This is a genomic window from Neotamlana sedimentorum (assembly GCF_000943565.1).
Classification (GTDB): domain Bacteria; phylum Bacteroidota; class Bacteroidia; order Flavobacteriales; family Flavobacteriaceae; genus Neotamlana; species Neotamlana sedimentorum.
Map to the genome: position 1 here is coordinate 297291 of NZ_JTDW01000001.1, position 16889 is coordinate 314179.

18 protein-coding genes are annotated in these 16889 nt (G+C 33.0%); 7 read left to right on the top strand and 11 right to left on the bottom strand.

Annotated elements, in window-relative coordinates; all coding sequences use genetic code 11:
- Nucleotides 1–84 precede the first annotated feature (84 nt).
- Complete coding sequence (locus tag PW52_RS01370; protein ID WP_044631122.1) at nt 85–1746, top strand: SulP family inorganic anion transporter; 1662 nt, start codon at nt 85–87, stop codon at nt 1744–1746.
- A gap of 56 nt (nt 1747–1802) precedes the next feature.
- On the opposite strand, the gene PW52_RS01375 is transcribed toward PW52_RS01370, so the two are convergent.
- The 3 genes from PW52_RS01375 to PW52_RS01385 form a co-directional block, all read right to left on the bottom strand.
- On the bottom strand, nt 1803–2453 hold the full coding sequence (locus PW52_RS01375) for a peroxiredoxin-like family protein (RefSeq protein WP_044631123.1): 651 nt from the start codon (nt 2451–2453) through the stop codon (nt 1803–1805).
- A 66-nt stretch (nt 2454–2519) separates the two neighbouring features.
- Entirely contained in the window at nt 2520–2975 is a 456-nt protein-coding gene (gene coaD, locus PW52_RS01380; protein WP_044631124.1) for a pantetheine-phosphate adenylyltransferase, read from the bottom strand.
- A 69-nt stretch (nt 2976–3044) separates the two neighbouring features.
- Nucleotides 3045–4019 carry a D-alanine--D-alanine ligase gene (locus PW52_RS01385; RefSeq protein WP_044631125.1) on the bottom strand — a complete coding sequence of 325 codons (975 nt, stop codon included), beginning with the start codon at nt 4017–4019 and terminating at the stop codon, nt 3045–3047.
- Between the two features lie 139 nt (nt 4020–4158).
- On the opposite strand from PW52_RS01385, the gene PW52_RS01390 reads away from it, so the two are divergent.
- Both PW52_RS01390 and PW52_RS01395 read left to right on the top strand, forming a co-directional pair.
- A complete protein-coding gene (locus tag PW52_RS01390) occupies nt 4159–4719 on the top strand; it encodes a PASTA domain-containing protein (protein WP_044631126.1) in 561 nt (186 codons plus the stop codon).
- Nucleotides 4719–5768, top strand: coding sequence for an RluA family pseudouridine synthase (locus PW52_RS01395; protein WP_044631127.1), 1050 nt, complete (start codon nt 4719–4721; stop codon nt 5766–5768). The genes PW52_RS01390 and PW52_RS01395 overlap by 1 nt, the downstream gene beginning before the upstream one ends.
- Before the next feature lie 12 nt (nt 5769–5780).
- Here the strand turns inward: PW52_RS01395 and def are convergent, their stop codons facing one another.
- From def to PW52_RS01435, 8 genes are all read right to left on the bottom strand, one after another.
- The gene (gene def / locus PW52_RS01400; protein ID WP_044631128.1) at nt 5781–6413 is read right to left on the bottom strand and encodes a peptide deformylase; all 633 of its coding nucleotides are present in this window, start codon (nt 6411–6413) and stop codon (nt 5781–5783) included.
- Between the two features lie 102 nt (nt 6414–6515).
- Nucleotides 6516–7793 carry a rod shape-determining protein RodA gene (gene rodA, locus PW52_RS01405; protein ID WP_044631129.1) on the bottom strand — a complete coding sequence of 426 codons (1278 nt, stop codon included), beginning with the start codon at nt 7791–7793 and terminating at the stop codon, nt 6516–6518.
- On the bottom strand, nt 7793–9730 hold the full coding sequence (mrdA, locus tag PW52_RS01410; protein WP_044631130.1) for a penicillin-binding protein 2: 1938 nt from the start codon (nt 9728–9730) through the stop codon (nt 7793–7795). The genes rodA and mrdA overlap by 1 nt, the downstream gene beginning before the upstream one ends.
- Nucleotides 9727–10233: a hypothetical protein gene (locus PW52_RS01415; RefSeq protein ID WP_044631131.1), complete on the bottom strand. Its 507-nt coding sequence runs from the start codon at nt 10231–10233 to the stop codon at nt 9727–9729. Before PW52_RS01415 ends, mrdA begins: the two co-directional genes overlap by 4 nt.
- On the bottom strand, nt 10226–11038 hold the full coding sequence (mreC, locus tag PW52_RS01420; protein ID WP_044631132.1) for a rod shape-determining protein MreC: 813 nt from the start codon (nt 11036–11038) through the stop codon (nt 10226–10228). Before mreC ends, PW52_RS01415 begins: the two co-directional genes overlap by 8 nt.
- Nucleotides 11039–11064: 26 nt before the next feature.
- The gene (locus PW52_RS01425; RefSeq protein WP_044626897.1) at nt 11065–12093 is read right to left on the bottom strand and encodes a rod shape-determining protein; all 1029 of its coding nucleotides are present in this window, start codon (nt 12091–12093) and stop codon (nt 11065–11067) included.
- Between the two features lie 161 nt (nt 12094–12254).
- Nucleotides 12255–13787: a bifunctional phosphoribosylaminoimidazolecarboxamide formyltransferase/IMP cyclohydrolase gene (gene purH, locus PW52_RS01430; RefSeq protein ID WP_044631133.1), complete on the bottom strand. Its 1533-nt coding sequence runs from the start codon at nt 13785–13787 to the stop codon at nt 12255–12257.
- A 193-nt stretch (nt 13788–13980) separates the two neighbouring features.
- The gene (locus PW52_RS01435) at nt 13981–14436 is read right to left on the bottom strand and encodes a GAF domain-containing protein (RefSeq protein WP_044631134.1); all 456 of its coding nucleotides are present in this window, start codon (nt 14434–14436) and stop codon (nt 13981–13983) included.
- 113 nt (nt 14437–14549) lie between these two features.
- On the opposite strand from PW52_RS01435, the gene xrtF reads away from it, so the two are divergent.
- From xrtF to PW52_RS01455, 4 genes are all read left to right on the top strand, one after another.
- The gene (xrtF, locus tag PW52_RS01440; RefSeq protein WP_044631135.1) at nt 14550–15098 is read left to right on the top strand and encodes an exosortase family protein XrtF; all 549 of its coding nucleotides are present in this window, start codon (nt 14550–14552) and stop codon (nt 15096–15098) included.
- Nucleotides 15091–15531 carry an exosortase F system-associated membrane protein gene (locus PW52_RS01445; RefSeq protein ID WP_044631136.1) on the top strand — a complete coding sequence of 147 codons (441 nt, stop codon included), beginning with the start codon at nt 15091–15093 and terminating at the stop codon, nt 15529–15531. Before xrtF ends, PW52_RS01445 begins: the two co-directional genes overlap by 8 nt.
- Before the next feature lie 47 nt (nt 15532–15578).
- Nucleotides 15579–15980, top strand: coding sequence for an HYC_CC_PP family protein (locus PW52_RS01450; protein WP_052823308.1), 402 nt, complete (start codon nt 15579–15581; stop codon nt 15978–15980).
- 130 nt (nt 15981–16110) lie between these two features.
- Nucleotides 16111–16830 carry a heavy-metal-associated domain-containing protein gene (locus PW52_RS01455; protein ID WP_044631137.1) on the top strand — a complete coding sequence of 240 codons (720 nt, stop codon included), beginning with the start codon at nt 16111–16113 and terminating at the stop codon, nt 16828–16830.
- Nucleotides 16831–16889 lie beyond the last annotated feature (59 nt).

A 16889-nucleotide genomic window follows, 5' to 3' on the forward strand; every position in this document is an offset into this window, starting at 1 on the left:
TAGTATAAATTCTGGCGTAATTAATTTTTATAGATTTGCGGGCCTGTATATTAAGCTTAAATTTGCAGCAATAAATACCGGGTCATGACAAATTTTTTCAGAAAGCAGCGTCCAAACGTTAAAAACGACATTTTAAGTGGGGTTACCGTATCCTTAGCTATGATTCCAGAGGTTGTAGCCTTTGCTTTTGTGGCACAAATAGATCCGTTAATGGCATTATCTGGTGCTTTTATAATTGGTTTAATTACTGCTGTTTTTGGAGGTCGCCCAGGTTTAATTTCTGGAGCAGCCGGTGCAGTAGCTGTTATTTTTGTTCATATGATTGCCGAAGGACACACCAAAGGCATGCTAATGGACACACCAATAGAAAACATGGGCTTCTTTTATCTTATGGCTTGTGTAATTCTTATGGGAATTATTCAAATTTTAGCTGGTGTTTTAAAACTAGGTCGATTTGTTCGTTTAATTCCGCATCCTGTAATGATGGGTTTTGTTAACGGGCTATCCATAGTTATTTTTATGGCTCAAGTTAAAATGTTTTCTCATAAAACATTACAAGTTTCCGATGCTGGAGTAAAAGAATATATTAGTCATTACATGCAAGGCACAGAGCTTTACACCATGATTGGTTTAGTCCTTTTAACCATGGGAATTATTTGGGGTTTACCTAAATTAACTAAGAAATTGCCAGCAGCTTTAACCGCTATAATAGTTACTTCGCTAATTGTTATTGGTTTTAATTTAGATGTTACTACAGTTGGTTCGTATATTATTGAAGGAGGCGGAACTGGTTTAAAAGGTGAATTTCCTACACCAAATATCGAGCTTTGGCAAAACTTGCCTATAAATTTAGATACTTTAAAGTTTATTGCATTACCTGCGTTTTTAGCAGCGTCGGTTGGTTTAATTGAAACTTTAATGACCATGAATTTAGTTGATGAAATAACTGAAACTAGAGGAAATGGTAACCGCGAATGTGTCGCCCAAGGTGCTGGAAATATTGTTTCAGGGTTGTTCGGTGGAACCGGAGGTTGCGGTATGATTGGGCAAACTGTAATTAATATTAATGCTGGTGGCCGCGGAAGATTATCTGGAATTATGATGGCTGTTACATTATTATCCTTTATTCTTTTTGCAGATAAACTTATCGAAATGGTGCCAATTGCAGCTTTAGTAGGCGTTATGTTTATGATGGTTATTGAAACCTTCGCATGGTCTAGTTTCCGTATTTTAAAGAAAATACCTTTATCTGATGCCGTTGTGTTAATTACTGTGTCTTTAGTTACTGTTTTTGTAGATTTAGCCGTTGCTGTTTTTGTTGGGGTTATTATTTCTGCACTGGCATTTGCTTGGGAAAATGCTAAACGTATTCGAGCTAGAAAACGCATGCGTGAAGACGGTACAAAAGTATACGAAATTTGGGGGCCATTATTTTTTGGGTCGATTCAAGCATTTAATGAAAAGTTTGATGTGAAAACAGATCCGGAAATGGTTGAAATTGATTTTGTAGAATCAAGAGTAAGCGATCATTCTGCTATTGAAGCTATTTTTAATTTAGTTGAAAAATATGAAGCTGCCGGAAAAAAAATAAAGTTAAAGCATTTAAGTGAAGATTGTAAAGTACTTCTTTATAAATCGAGCCCTAAATTTAAAGAGGTTATTGTTGAAGATGTTGAAGATCCGCGTTATCATTTAGCTGCAAATCCAGAACAATTCCCTAAACCATTATCACATTATAAATTATAATATAAAAAAAGCATCTTTTAAAGATGCTTTTTTTATTTCTATTAGGAATTGATTTATTATTTCAAAGCCTTTAAAGCTTCAATAATTTCATCAGGCTCAGATCTGGTTCTATAGTCAACATTAACATAGTTCCATGTAACAATACCATCTTTATTAATAATAAAGGTTCCTGGTATAGGCAACACATTTGCATTACCGTTATTTATTTTTTTTAAATCAAGATTTCTATCTACGCGCATATGTTCCATTAAAAACTCCGGAACTTCCCACGCTACACCATAGTTTTTAGCTGTTTTAGCATCTTGATCAGACAAAACAGTAAATTCCATATTGTTAATTTCATTTTCTGTAAGCGACCCGTCAGGAACTTCTGGGCTAACAGCAATCAATGTGGCTCCTAAATCTTCAATTTCGTTTAATTTCGCTTGTAAAGCTCGAAGTTGTAAGTTACAATAAGGGCACCAGCTACCGCGGTAAAACGTTAACACAACAGGCCCGTTGTTTAATAAATTATATAAGGAAATAGTATCGCCTTTTGCATTTGGTAAACTAAAATCGGGAGCTTTTTCTCCAACTTTTAATGCATCAGCACCTTCTTCAAAAGCTTTTGCTTTACTAATTACTTCATCAACGCCAGCCATAAAACTTGGTTTAGCTTTACGTCCTGCAGCTATTTTAGCATCGGTTTGCTCTCTTAATGTTTTCATGCGTTTTTTGTGGCAAGATAATTATAAATTAAGGCTAGCGTAAGATTTTAGCATTTAATTCACATATTACTTGACCCGAACACTATCTGGAACAAGTAAGGTATAATCACCGTTATTTCTAATAACATCACGTACAATAGACGATGAAATATACGAGGTTCGAGATGCTGTTAATAAAAATACAGTTTCAATTTCCGAGAGGCTTCGGTTGGTGTGTGCAATGGCTTTTTCAAACTCAAAATCTGCAGGATTTCTTAATCCACGTAAAATAAATTCAGCGTCCATAGCTTTACAATAATCCACTGTTAAACCTTTATAGGTAGTTACTTTTATTTTAGGTTCGTCTTTAAAAGCCTCTTCAATGAATTTTTTGCGTTCTTCTAACGAAAACATGTATTTTTTATCGGCGTTAATACCAATAGCAACTATAATTTCATCAAAAAGTGGAATACCACGTGTAATAATATCGTGATGACCTAAGGTTAATGGATCGAAAGATCCTGGGAAAATTGCTCGTTTCATATTTATGTAAATTTCTAACTAATTAGAAATGTTAGTTTTCAATGTTTTATTTTACTAAACTCATGGTTTTTATTTAAGAGCTTCTTCAATAGCGTTATCAAATAAATCACTCATGCTAATTCCAGCCGCGGCGGCTTGTTGTGGTAAAATACTAGCTTTTGTTAAACCGGGAATAGTGTTCATTTCTAGTAAATAGGGCTCGTCGTTTTTAAAAATATATTCGCTTCTGCTAAAGCCTTTCATTTTTAAAACTTCGTATACTTTTTTAGCGACAGCTATAACATTTTCTTCTTGTGTTTTGTTTAATCTGGCTGGAGTTATTTCTTGAGATTTACCTAAATATTTAGCTTCGTAATCGAAAAAATCGTTTTCACTAACAATTTCCGTAATTGGTAATACTTTGGTTTCGCCTTTATAAGTTATAACACCTATAGAAACTTCGGTGCCATCTAAGAAGGATTCGATTATAATTTCGTCATCTTCTTTAAAAGCGACATTAATAGCATTTTGTAAATCTTCTTGTTTATGTACTTTGGTAACTCCAAAACTACTTCCTGCTTTATTAGCTTTAACAAAGCATGGTAAGCCTACTTTTTTAATAATAGTATCTTCGTTTATGGTGTCGCCTAAGTTTAAATAAAATGATTCGGCTGTTTTTATACCATAAGGTTTTAAAATACTTAAAAAATCACGTTTATTAAATGTAATTCCGGCTTGGTACATGTTACAACTGGTGTGAGGAATGCCCAACAACTCCAAATAACCTTGCATATAACCATCTTCTCCTGGAGCACCATGAATAGCGTTAAATACACAATCGAAGGTTATTTTTTTTGTATTAACGGAAACTGAAAAATCGTGTTTATTTACAGGGAATTCGTTTTCATTGTCATCAACATAAACCCATTTTTCTTTAAAAATATGAATGCGGTAAGCATGGTATTTTTCGGAATCTAAAACTTCGTAAACTACATTTCCACTTTTTAAAGAAATTTGATATTCGCTAGAATATCCGCCCATAATTATGGCTATATTTTTTTTCATTTATACAATAAAAATTAAGTATTCATCTAAAACCTATAATAAAACGTATGTAATATTAGTTATAGCTAAAATAACCTATATAATGCAAAAGAAAAAACAGTTCTGTTTTTATATATTTGCCTAACAGAAATTTCTATAAATGAGTCTCGTAAAATTCCTTTTCAGTAAATCTTTTTTAAAACAAATAGTATTGGCAGTAGTTGCTGTTGTACTATTATGTTTCATACTTTTAAAATGGTTAAATGTGTCTACAAACCATGGTAATTTCGAGATGGTGCCCGATTTAAAAGGCAAATCAATAAGTGTAGCTCAGGTGGAATTGGAAGATAATAACTTGGTTATGCAAATTCAAGATTCAGCAAACTATAATCCCGATTATCCTAAGTTTTCGGTTATAGAACAAGATCCAATTGCTGGCGCTAAAGTTAAAGAAAACCGTAAAATTTACATTACCTTAAATCCGTCGGGATACCGTAAAATAAGAGTTCCAGATGGTTTAATCGATAAAACATTCCGCCAAGTAAAACCAACGTTAGAAGCTTTAGGTTTTAAAATTGGTAACATTAGTTATGTGGATAATTTAGGTAAGGATATGGTTTTAAAATTATCGCATAAAGGAAAGCCTTTGGAAGCTGGTGAAAAGCTAGCTAAAACGTCTGTGATAGATTTAGTGCTTGGTAACGGTAACAGACCAGAATAATGGAGCATACAGTCGAAAATTTTTCAGAAGAAGACGATAACGATTTATACGAACACCATGCTTTTGTTGTTGAAAAAGGACAAAAGCCACTTCGAATAGATAAATATTTAATGAATTTTGTTGAAAATGCGACACGTAACAAAATTCAAAATGCTGCCAAAAACGGAAGCATTTATGTTAACGGCACGCCGGTTAAGCAAAACTATAAAGTAAAACCCTTAGATAATATTCGGGTGTTATTCACGCATCCGCCACACGAAAACTTATTAGTTGGCGAGGCTATTGATATTGATGTTGTTTACGAAGATGACAGCCTACTTGTGGTAAATAAACCAGCTGGTATGGTTGTGCATCCTGGTCATGGAAATTATTCGGGAACGTTAATAAATGCTTTAATTTATAGATTCGATAATTTGCCTAATAATTCGAGCGATCGTCCAGGTTTGGTACATCGTATAGATAAAGACACAAGTGGATTACTTGTTGTTGCCAAAACAGAAGAAGCTATGGCGCATTTATCACTTCAATTTGCCGAAAAAACGAGTGAGCGTGAATACGTAGCTTTAGTTTGGGGAAATATTGAAGAAGATGAAGGAACTGTTGAAGGTAATATTGGAAGGCACCCGAAAAACCGATTACAAAATACCGTTTTTATTGGTGATGAAGCCAAAAAAGGACGGCCAGCTGTAACGCATTATAAAGTAATAGAACGTTTAGGTTATGTTACTTTGGTAGCATGCAAACTAGAAACAGGAAGAACCCACCAAATTCGTGTACACATGAAGCATATTGGGCATACTTTGTTTAACGACGAGCGTTACGGTGGTGAAAAAATACTAAAAGGAACTACGTTTACAAAATACAAACAGTTTGTAGATAATTGTTTTAAAGTATTGCCACGACAAGCACTGCACGCAAAAACCTTAGGATTTAAACACCCAAAAACCGGAGAATTTTTACGATTTAATTCTGAAATTCCAGAAGATATCGCTAATTGTATCGAGAAATGGCGTGGTTATGCCAAACATCAAGAGTTGAGTGACGATTAAGTTTTTGTTGTCTTATGGTTTTAATTTAGAGTCTTCTATTTCTTCAGTTAAATGATCTAAATACAGAATACCATTTAAATGATCGATTTCATGCTGAAAAATTACGGCAGTAAAACCTTTAATAGTTTCTGCTTTATGCTCGCCTTCCAAAGTGTCGTATTCAATATCTATAATTTGCGAACGACTATTTAAAGTTTCGCGGCGGTCTGGAATAGATAAGCAACCTTCTGTAACGGTTTGTTTTTCTTTAGAATATCCAACAATTTTAGGGTTTAAATACACTTCAAAAGGTAAGTTTTGTTTATCTAATCGTTGTACCCAAATAATGTTTTTTAAAATACCAACTTGGGGTGCTGCAATACCAACACCCAACGAAGCGCTATCGGTAACAGTAGCATAAAGGCGTTGAGCAAAAAGTTGAAGCGCTGCATTTTTAGGTTCGGGGTTTATATAGCTGCTTTTTTTACGTAGTAATAGCGAATCGGTTTTATTTGTGATTTTATAAACTCGCATGGGAGCGTTGCCATCTGCTGCTTTAATGAGTTTTAGTTCTTTGTTTGAAAAGGCATTTTTAACCGAGCTTTTTGCAATAGAGCAGGATGCTAAAATTAATACTAAACATATAGTGGCATAAGTAGTTTTCATAAATAGGGAATTATAGAAATTAGTCTCAAGGTAAGCCATGAGAAACTATAAGGTACAAAAGTTATTATTAATCTCGATTATAGCGTAAATGAAATGGCGAGGTTACCATTCGTTTATTCTATTAGAATCTAATTTAATAAAAATAAACAACAAAATAGTAAAAGCCCAAAGTCCAGATCCGCCATAACTAAACATAGGTAGCGGGATTCCAATGGTAGGAATTAAACCCATAACCATGCCAATATTTACAAAAAAGTGAATAAAAATTATACCTGCAACGCTGTAACCATAAACACGGCTAAATTGCGATTTTTGTAATTCGGCAAGGTGTAATATTCTAAGAAGTAGTAATACAAAAGTAACCACTACAAAAGTACTACCTAGGAAACCCCATTCTTCGCCAACGGTGCTAAAAATATAATCGGTGTGTTGTTCGGGTACAAACTTACCTGTAGTTCTAGTTCCTTCTAAAAAACCTCTACCTGTAAGACCTCCAGAGCTTATAGCTTTTTCCGATTCGTTTAGATTATAGGCAAAAGTTTTTTTCATGGCTTCAAGTTTTGCAGGGTCTTTTTCTAAACGCAGCCATAAACTTATGCGGTCTTGTTGGTGTGGTTTTAAAATACTTTGATAGAAGAATTTAACGCCAAAAGAAATGGCAATTGCAGCAATGGCAATGAAAATTGATTGATAAATTCTGAAAGGTTTTTTGCTGAAATAATGCATAGCAACAACCACAACAATTGCGATAATTGAAGCTATAATAAATCCGAATTTTAAAGATAAAATAGCTAAAATTATTGCAGAAAAAGCCGTTATTAAATAGGCTTTTGGCAGACCTTCGCGAAATAAAACATAAATAAAAGCACCATAAACAATAGTACTACCTGTGTCGTTTTGTAGTAATACTAAAATGGCAGGAATACCAATAATTGCAAATGTGCGAAGTTGGTCTGTAAAGGTTTTTATATTGGTGTTTAAATCGCTTAAATGTTTAGCTACAGCTAGTGCTGTGGCACTTTTAGCAAACTCACTAGGTTGAATAGTGAAACTACCAATGCCATACCAAGACGTAGCGCCATTTACATTTTTACCAAAAATGAAAAGACCAACCAAGCTTAACATAGAAATGATGTAAATAATACTAGCAAAACGCTCGTAAAATTTAGCATCAATTGCTAAAACCAAAACAATTAATATTAGGTTTAAACAAATAAAAATGAGTTGTTTACCGTAAGGTTGACTTAAATCGAAATAATTTATATCTGTACCAACATGAGAGGCCGATAAAATATTTAGCCAACCAAAACCAACCAAAAGAAAGAAAAGTAAAATGGTAATCCAATCGAATTTAAAATGTCTGTTAGTATCTCTAACCATTAATTTTCGGTGTTATTTAATTGGTTTAATTGTTGTTTTAATTTCCAATAGGTTTTTTCGTCTACGCTTTGTAGTGTGGTGTAACCGTTAATTTTAAAAGGTTCTCCCGAATATGGTTTTGCATATTCATCTTCAAGAGAGTGGCGTAGTAACCAATCTTCTAAATCGGTTCTGGTGATTTCGCCTTTAATATGTTTTTCAATCATTAAACTGGCCACTTTTCCTGCAAATCGACTTCCCCAATAACCGTTTTCAACAAAAACGGCAATAGCTATTTTTGGATTTTCTTTAGGAGCGAATGCAACAAATATAGAATGATCGGTAAGTTGTGTTTTTACACTATCTATTTTTACAAAATTTTCAACGGTACCTGTTTTACCACAAATATCAATGTCTTTTACCTTTAAAGATGATGCGGTACCTTTTTCGTATACAGCAAGCATCCCTTCAATTACAGGCTCAAAGTGTTCTCGGTTAATAGAGGTGAATTTTGGTTTTGTAAAATTTTCAGGAAGCGTTTCACCTTCAATATGTTTTATAATATGCGGCGTGTAAAAGTAACCCCGATTTGCAATAGCTGCAGCCATATTTGCGAGCTGAATAGGAGTAGTAGCAACTTCACCCTGGCCAATGGCATTAGATATGGTGTAAGTGGAGTAGAAGGTTTTCGGGTAAATGTGTTTGTAAAAGTCTCGATCTGGAATACGACCTTTTTGACCAACAAATAAATCGTTGTTTAAAAAGTTGCCAAGTCCAAAACTTTTAGCATGTTTACTCCAAGTATCAATACCTTCGGATGCATTACCAGTTTTATCTAATATTTTTCTATAGGCCGTAGCAAAATAGGCGTTGCACGATCTTTGAATGCCCGTAATCATGTTGTTTCTTGTGCCGTAATTACAATGGCATTTCATAAAACGATTGCCGTATTTATAACCTCGGTAACAAGTTACGTGTTCGTTTTCGTCCATGACACCTTCTTGAAGTGCAATAAGAGCATTCATTAATTTAAATGGAGACCCAGGTTCGTATACACCTTGTAAGCTACGGTTAAACAGTGGTTTTGCAATGGAATCGTTATATAGCTTTGTGAAATTTTTAGAACGATTTCGGCCAACCAAAATATTAGGGTCGTAGGTTGGAGCTGCTACCATAGCTAGAATTTCACCTGTTTTAGGTTCTAGAGCAATAACACCACCACGTTTATTTTTCATTAATAATTCGCCGTATGCTTGAAGTTGCGCATCAATGGTAATGGTAATGTCTTTTCCTTGTTGTGGTATAGTGTCGAATTTTCCGTCTTTATAAGGACCAATGTTACGGTTAAATCTATCTTTTTGGATGAATTTAATACCTTTTGTACCTCTTAAAATTTCTTCATACGAAGCTTCAACGCCTTGTTTACCAATTAAATCGCCCATTCGGTAATATGGGTTTTTGTTTATGGTGGCGTAGTTTACTTCGCCAATATCGCCTAAAACGTTGGCGCCAATTGTGGTTTGATAATCGCGAAGTGAGCGTTTTTGAATATAAAACCCTTCAAATTTTCGCATTTTTTCCTGTAAAACAGCATAATCTTCTTTTGAAAGTTGAGGTACAAAAGGTGATGGTAATCGCGGTGAATAGTGATAGGCTTTATCGTATTTTTTTATGAAATCTTCTTTCGTGATTTTTAAGAGCGTACAAAACTCTAATGTATCCAATGGTTTTACTTCACGCGGAATAACCATAACATCGTATGTTGGTTGGTTGGCTACTAAAAGTTGGCCATTTCGATCATAAACAAAACCGCGTTTTGGGTAATCGTAAACTTTTCTAATGGCATTGTCTTCAAATAAATTATTTGTGTCGGTTTTATAAATTTGAAGATAAAAAAGCCTAGAAATGAATAAGATGCCAACGCCAATTACAGAAATAAAAAGTAATAGTTGTCTCATCGTGTTTTCCTACTAAAAACTATTGTTATTGATATGCTAATTAAAATAGTAAATATACTAGAGAATAACGTTTTTTGAAGTACTAAAATTATTTTACTCATGTTAAAAACTTCAAAACTAAACAGAATAAAATGATGTATGGCTGTTAATATGGTAAGGTACATTAGTTTCGATCCAAAATCGACAGCGTTAAACTTTACAGTTTGGTGTTCGTAACTGGTTCCGAAGGCGAATTTTAAAACTACAGGGCGAACGTAGGCAATAAAAACCGATGCGCTTGCGTGAATACCACCAGTATCTAAAAATAAATCGATGCTTAAACCAAGTAAAAAACTAATTAATATTAATACTAAACGGTTGTTTTTAACAGGAAAAAGAGCAATAAATAAAATATAAGGGTAGGGGTTAATGTATCCTAAAAAATTAATATGATTAAATATTAGCACTTGCACAAGAACCAACGCGAAAAAATGAACGGTATATATGGAGAATAAGTTATTCATTTTCTAGGTTAATAATTTCTTGTTTATCTACGTTTTCTATAATGTAAACATGCTCTAAATTAGTCATGTCGTTAAATAATTGCACATCAATTTCATAATAATTTTCGGCGGCATCAAGTTGAAATGTTTTAATAACGCCAATACCAATGTTTTTTGGGAAAATAGACGATCGTCCAGAAGTAATAATAGTATCGCCAACGTTTACTTTAGCCACTTTTGGAATGTCGGTTAGCTGAACAAGTTGATACGAATCACCATTCCAAGTTAATGAGCCGTAATGATTCGATTTTTTTAATTTTGCACTAATTCTACTCGTCGTGTTTAAAACCGATAACACAGTGGCATAATTATTACTAGTTTTATCGATAATTCCGATAATGCCTTTTGATGAAATAACACCAAAATCCTGTTTTATACTATCATTTTCACCTTTATTTATGGTTAAAATGTTATTGGTTAAAGAATAATTATTTTTAATAATATTAGCATTGTAAAATTTATACAATGCGTTAAATGATGTAGAATCGGTATAAGTAGAATCTGTAGAAATTTGAGCATTGTTAATTAAGGAACGTAATTTACGGTTTTCTTCAGCAAGCAATTCATTTTGAGATTTTAAATTAAAATATCTGCTGATGTTATTTATAGAATTGTAAACGCCACCAGTTAAAAAGTTAGCCGAATTTATAAACTTGCTTTTATGGTAAGAATGCGATTGAATCGTAAAAATAAGCGAGATACAAAACAACAAAAAGAACAACAAAAAGTTTTTGTTCCTTATTATGAAATTAATAATTTGTTGCATGAACTACTTGCGTATTAAATCTTGTTTTACTTAATCAATACACTTTTGTATTTGGCTAAATTTTTAAGTGTTATACCAGTACCACGCACTACAGCTCTTAAAGGGTCTTCGGCAATATAAACTGGTAAATCTGTTTTTTGCGATAAACGCTTATCTAATCCACGAAGCATAGAACCACCACCTGCAAGATAAATACCTGTATTATAAATATCGGCAGCCAATTCTGGTGGTGTTTGCCCAAGGGTTTCCATTACGGCATCTTCTATTCTAAGAATAGATTTATCGAGTGCTTTTGCTATTTCTCGGTAAGAAATAGAAACCTGTTTAGGCTTTCCAGTTAATAAATCACGTCCTTGAACGCTCATATCTTCTGGCGGAACTTCTAAATCTTCGGTAGCTGCACCAATTTGAATTTTTATTTTTTCGGCAGTACGTTCACCAACGTAAAGGTTGTGTTGTGTACGCATGTAATACACAATATCGTTTGTAAATACATCACCTGCAATTTTAACCGATTTATCACAAACAATACCACCAAGCGCAATAACTGCAATTTCGGTAGTACCACCACCTATATCTACAACCATATTTCCTTTTGGTTGCATAATATCGACGCCAATACCAATAGCTGCTGCCATAGGTTCGTGAATTAAGTAAACTTCTTTACCATTTACACGTTCGGCACTTTCTTTTACCGCTCGCATTTCAACCTCGGTAATTCCAGAAGGAATACAAATTACCATTCGTAATGCTGGCGTAAAAAATTTCTTTTTTAAAGCTGGTATGTTTTTAATAAACATACTTATCATTTGCTCTGAAGCATCAAAATCGGCAATTACACCGTCTTTTAATGGGCGAATGGTTTTTATGTTTTCATGGGTTTTTCCTTGCATTAAACTGGCTTCGTGACCAACTGCAATAATTTTGTTGTTTACTCGGTCTCGAGCTACAATGGAAGGCGAATCGACCACAACTTTGTCGTTATGAATAATTAAAGTGTTAGCCGTACCTAAGTCTATTGCAATTTCTTCAGTTAGGAAGTCAAAAAATCCCATGCGTGTTTAAAAAGTATTAAGGGTTTAAAAATCGAATTTCGTAAAAGTAATAAAAGTTAATAAATTAATTTGTTATAAACCTATTCAAAATTTATTAAATTAATTTATTAACTTTTATACGTTTTTTATCAATTTTTAGATGCTTAAATAAAAACTTCTTTTTAGTGCTTAAAATGACGTGTTCCCGTCATTACCATAGCTAAGTCGTTATCGTTACAATAATCGATGCTTAATTGGTCTTTAATAGAACCACCTGGTTGAATAACCGAAGCAATTCCTGCGTTTTTAGCAATTTCTACACAATCTGGAAACGGGAAAAAGGCATCGCTTGCCATAGCTGCACCGTTTAAATCGAATTTAAAAGTACCTGCTTTATGTATGGCTTGCTCTAAAGCATCAACACGACTGGTTTGCCCAGTTCCGCTTGCGCAAAGTTGTTTGTTTTTAGCTAAAACAATAGTGTTCGATTTGGTGTGCTTACATATTTTTGAAGCGAATAGTAAATCTTCAATCTGCGCATCTGTTGGCGCTAAGGTTGTAACCGTTTTTAAATCTTCAGCTTTATCTGTAATTTCATTTCTGTCTTGAACTAAAATACCATTTAAACAACTTCTTACGTTAGTTTTTGGCATTTCTACATCATGAATTTCTAATAAAATTCTGTTCTTTTTACCTTTTAATATTTCTAACGCTTCCGCGGAAAAAGACGGAGAAATAACCACTTCGCAAAATAGTTTGTGAATTTCTTCAGCTGTAGCTACATCAATTTCAGTATTACTAATTAATACACCACCAAAGGCAGAAACTGGATCGCCAGCTAAAGCATCTACATAAGCTTGGTGTAGGGTGTCGCGTTGTGCTAAACCACAAGCGTTGTTATGTTTTAAAATAGCAAAAGTTGGAGCTTCATTTTTAAATTCAAGCATTAAATTTACTGCTGCATCAACGTCTAATAAATTGTTGTAGCTTAATTCTTTACCGTGAAGTTTTGTGAATAATTCATCGAAATTTCCAAAGAAAAATCCTTTTTGGTGTGGGTTTTCTCCGTATCGTAATGTTTTACCATTAGTTTCGCTAATTTTTAAAACGGTTTCTTCGTTATTCTGATTAAAATAATTAAAGATTGCCGAGTCGTAATGCGACGATACATTAAATGCCTTTGCAGCGAAATGTTTTCTATCTTCTTCGCTAATAGAACCGTTATTGGCAGAAATTAATTCTAAAAATTCAGCATAATCATCAACCGAAGATACACAAATTACATCGGCATAATTTTTTGCAGCAGCGCGAATTAAAGAAATACCGCCTATATCTATTTTTTCAATAATATCTTGGTTACTTGCTCCAGAAGCAACTGTTTTTTCAAACGGATATAAATCTACAATAACCACATCAATTTGCGGAATTTCGTATTCTGCTAATTCGGCAACATCACCATCGTGGTTTTGTCGGTTTAAAATTCCACCAAAAACTTTTGGATGTAATGTTTTAACACGCCCGCCAAGAATTGAAGGATACGAAGTAACATCTTCAACAGGAACAACGTTTATACCTAAATCGTTAATAAATTTTTCTGTACCACCTGTAGAATAAATGGTTACACCTTGTTTGTCTAGTTCTTTAACAATTGGCTCTAATCCGTCTTTACTAAATACCGAAATTAGGGCTGATTTGATAGTTTTTTCGTTGCTCATTAGTGTTGTGTTGTTTAATGAAATTGAGTGTTATTTTGTTGTTTTTTGTAATAAAACGCAAAAGTACTCAAAATCATCAAATAAAAAACCAACGATTTACTTAAAATGAAGCGATTTCTTAACTAAAAATAGAAGTTATTAACAGAACAATTTAAAGGTTTATTTAAAATAAGTGGCTTCTTAGCTTTTTCGCCTAAAGTATTTCAGATACTTTCTCGCAAACAAACTCCAGAAAACGTTCGTCTGCTTCCGTGAAAGGGTCTGGTGTGTTCGAGTCTATATCTATTTGTCCAATATTTTCACCATTAACAAAAATAGGAATCACTATTTCTGCTTTTACGGTTATGCTGCAGGCAATATAATTGTCTTGAGCAGTAACATCTGGCACTACAAAATTTTCGTTGCTAACAGCAACTTGCCCACAAATACCTTTACCAAAAGGAATTATAGTATGGTCGGTAGGTGCACCAACATAAGGGCCTAGTTTAAGTTCTTCTTTATTGCCATTTTTAAAATAAAAACCAACCCAGTTATAATATTCAATATGATTTTCTAGAAGCTCACAAATTTTTAGTAAACGCTCATCTATTGTTAAATTGGAATTAGAAACAATAGTAACTACTTGTGGTTTAAGGTTGTCAAAAATCATAATAAATGGTTTAGGTTTATTTTAGTATTTAATTACGAAATAATAAAATATTAATTATCGAGCAAAAATATTTAAAAAGCTGTAATTTCGGTATTGGTTTTAGAAAAATTTAAGTGAAAGCATTGTTTGTAAAATATAAAGGCGTTATAAAATTTATCCTTACTTTTTTGGTGGTATACGCTGTATTAACCTTTGCATATAAATTTTATTTGCAATTTTCTAGTGGTAATACCTATTATCCAGATTACATAACCCATACCTTGGCAAAACAAACCGAGGTTATATTAAACGATTTAGGTTATGCTGCCAAAGTAGAAGCGCATGCTAACGAGCCCTCGATGAAACTTATTTTAAACGGAACTTATTTAGCCAGAATTATAGAAGGCTGTAATTCGGTAAGTGTAATTATTTTGTTTATTTCGTTTGTAATTGCGTTTTCTGGAACCTTTAAAACTACAGTGTTTTTTATCGTTTTCGGGAGTGTTTTAATTTATATTGTAAACTTAGTTCGTATTGTTGTATTAAGTGTAGGGTTGTATAAATACCCACAACACGAACATGTATTGCACACTGTTATTTTTCCTGCTATAATTTACGGTATGCTGTTTTTACTTTGGATTTTTTGGGTGAACAGATTTTCTAAACTTAAAAATAATGAGTAAAGCATTTACATACTTAATTACAGCAGTATTGTTTGTGATGTTAATATTAATTAGGTTTTTTGAAGATAATTTGTTTTACGATCCATATTTAACCTTTTTTCAAAACGATTATCTGTATATTGATAGTCCGCGTCGTGAATTAGCTAAATTATTGGTAAATACAGTTTTTAGGTATGTTTTAAATACCACAATTTCTTTGGCCATAATCTATATGTTTTTTAAAGAAAAAAGTATAGTTAAATTTTCAGGTGTAATTTATGGGGTAGCGTTTATAATTTTAATGATTCTCTATCTATATTTTGTAATAAACCCAAGGCAAGAAGACTATTATTTATTTTTTAATATTCGCAGATTTTTAATACAGCCAATACTTTTATTATTGTTATTACCAGCGTTTTATTATCAGAAAAAGCAAAATTTAAATGTTAAGTAATTAATAAATGCCTTTTTATTTTCAGGCTTTTGTTTAATTTTGCATCAATGATTAAAAAAGTATTTCATAAAATTTTTTCTAGCACCTTGGCGTTGCTCGTGTTATTTTCTACGGTTTCATTTACTGTTGAAAAACACTATTGTGGCGATGTTTTGGTAGATGTTTCGATGTTTACCAGTGTTGAAAAATGTGCTATGGAAAACATGGAAGTGCTTTTAAAAATGAATTGTTGTAAAGACGAAGTTAACGTTGTTAAAGGTCAAGACGAGTTAAAATTATCATCGATTGAAGATGTTAAGTTAGCTCCACTTCAATTTGCAACACTTTACGTTTATACCTATTTAAATTTATTTAAGGAAGTTGAAAAGCAACCTATTCCCTTTAATAATTATTCTCCGCCCAACTTGGTAGCCAATATACAAGCGCTTCACCAAGTTTTCATCATTTGATTTTTTTTAGAATATGTAATGGCATTTTGAGCTATTTCACCACGCCAAGTCGAGGTGTTTTTTCAAGATCTCATTTTGTTTTTCGCTTTCGCGGAAGATATTTCGAATTTATAAATCAAATAAAAAAATCATGATACATACATATACAGTTACAGGTATGACTTGTAATGGCTGTAAAGCATCTGTTGAAAAAGCATTGCTTAGTTTAGCCGAAGTAGAAAAGGTTGAAGCTAACGTTGAAAAAGCTGAGGTTGTTATAACAATGAAATCGCATATTTCAATAGAAAAATTACAACAAGCATTACCCGAAAAATATAAAATATCGCAACCTAATGTTTTTAATACAACAAGTACAAAAACTGAAGAAAAAAGAGATTGGAAGCAACTTTTTCCGTTGTTTTTAATTTTTGGATATTTAATTATAGCAGCCACTTTACTAAATTCTAAACCGTGGAGTTTAAGTGGTTTTATGCTCGATTTTATGGGCTTATTTTACATTGTTTTTAGCTTTTTTAAGTTGTTAGATTTAAAAGGTTTTCCAGAATCGTTTAAAATGTATGATCCGCTAGCCAAAGTTGTTCCGGTTTATGGTTGGGTTTATCCGTTTATAGAAGTGGCACTTGGGCTCATGTTTTTAATGCGTTTTAAAATTACCGTAGCTTTAATTTTAACTTTAATTATTCTGGGCATTACCACTATTGGTGTAACTAAAACATTACTCGATAAAAAAGCCATACAATGCGCGTGTTTAGGTACAGCTTTAAAATTACCCATGACTAAGGCGACTTTTATAGAAAATAGTATCATGATTATTATGGCAATTGCCATGTTATTTCAATTAACACAGTAAAATACTAGTTACCCTTTGCGTTAGGGATTGTAGCGGCATCCTTTTTTATGTCACTTCGA

What these genes read in the sequence shown, in the direction of transcription:
- PW52_RS01370 (WP_044631122.1), top strand. Translation starts at nt 85, where the DNA reads ATGACAAATTTTTTCAGAAAGCAGCGTCCAAACGTTAAAAACGACATT.
- coaD (WP_044631124.1), bottom strand. Translation starts at nt 2,975, where the DNA reads ATGAAACGAGCAATTTTCCCAGGATCTTTCGATCCATTAACCTTAGGT.
- PW52_RS01390 (WP_044631126.1), top strand. Translation starts at nt 4,159, where the DNA reads ATGAGTCTCGTAAAATTCCTTTTCAGTAAATCTTTTTTAAAACAAATA.
- mrdA (WP_044631130.1), bottom strand. Translation starts at nt 9,730, where the DNA reads ATGAGACAACTATTACTTTTTATTTCTGTAATTGGCGTTGGCATCTTA.
- mreC (WP_044631132.1), bottom strand. Translation starts at nt 11,038, where the DNA reads ATGCAACAAATTATTAATTTCATAATAAGGAACAAAAACTTTTTGTTG.
- PW52_RS01450 (WP_052823308.1), top strand. Translation starts at nt 15,579, where the DNA reads ATGATTAAAAAAGTATTTCATAAAATTTTTTCTAGCACCTTGGCGTTG.
- PW52_RS01375 (WP_044631123.1), bottom strand. Translation starts at nt 2,453, where the DNA reads ATGAAAACATTAAGAGAGCAAACCGATGCTAAAATAGCTGCAGGACGT.
- PW52_RS01395 (WP_044631127.1), top strand. Translation starts at nt 4,719, where the DNA reads ATGGAGCATACAGTCGAAAATTTTTCAGAAGAAGACGATAACGATTTA.
- PW52_RS01445 (WP_044631136.1), top strand. Translation starts at nt 15,091, where the DNA reads ATGAGTAAAGCATTTACATACTTAATTACAGCAGTATTGTTTGTGATG.
- rodA (WP_044631129.1), bottom strand. Translation starts at nt 7,793, where the DNA reads ATGGTTAGAGATACTAACAGACATTTTAAATTCGATTGGATTACCATT.
- PW52_RS01455 (WP_044631137.1), top strand. Translation starts at nt 16,111, where the DNA reads ATGATACATACATATACAGTTACAGGTATGACTTGTAATGGCTGTAAA.
- purH (WP_044631133.1), bottom strand. Translation starts at nt 13,787, where the DNA reads ATGAGCAACGAAAAAACTATCAAATCAGCCCTAATTTCGGTATTTAGT.
- PW52_RS01435 (WP_044631134.1), bottom strand. Translation starts at nt 14,436, where the DNA reads ATGATTTTTGACAACCTTAAACCACAAGTAGTTACTATTGTTTCTAAT.
- PW52_RS01425 (WP_044626897.1), bottom strand. Translation starts at nt 12,093, where the DNA reads ATGGGATTTTTTGACTTCCTAACTGAAGAAATTGCAATAGACTTAGGT.
- def (WP_044631128.1), bottom strand. Translation starts at nt 6,413, where the DNA reads ATGAAAACTACTTATGCCACTATATGTTTAGTATTAATTTTAGCATCC.
- PW52_RS01385 (WP_044631125.1), bottom strand. Translation starts at nt 4,019, where the DNA reads ATGAAAAAAAATATAGCCATAATTATGGGCGGATATTCTAGCGAATAT.
- PW52_RS01415 (WP_044631131.1), bottom strand. Translation starts at nt 10,233, where the DNA reads ATGAATAACTTATTCTCCATATATACCGTTCATTTTTTCGCGTTGGTT.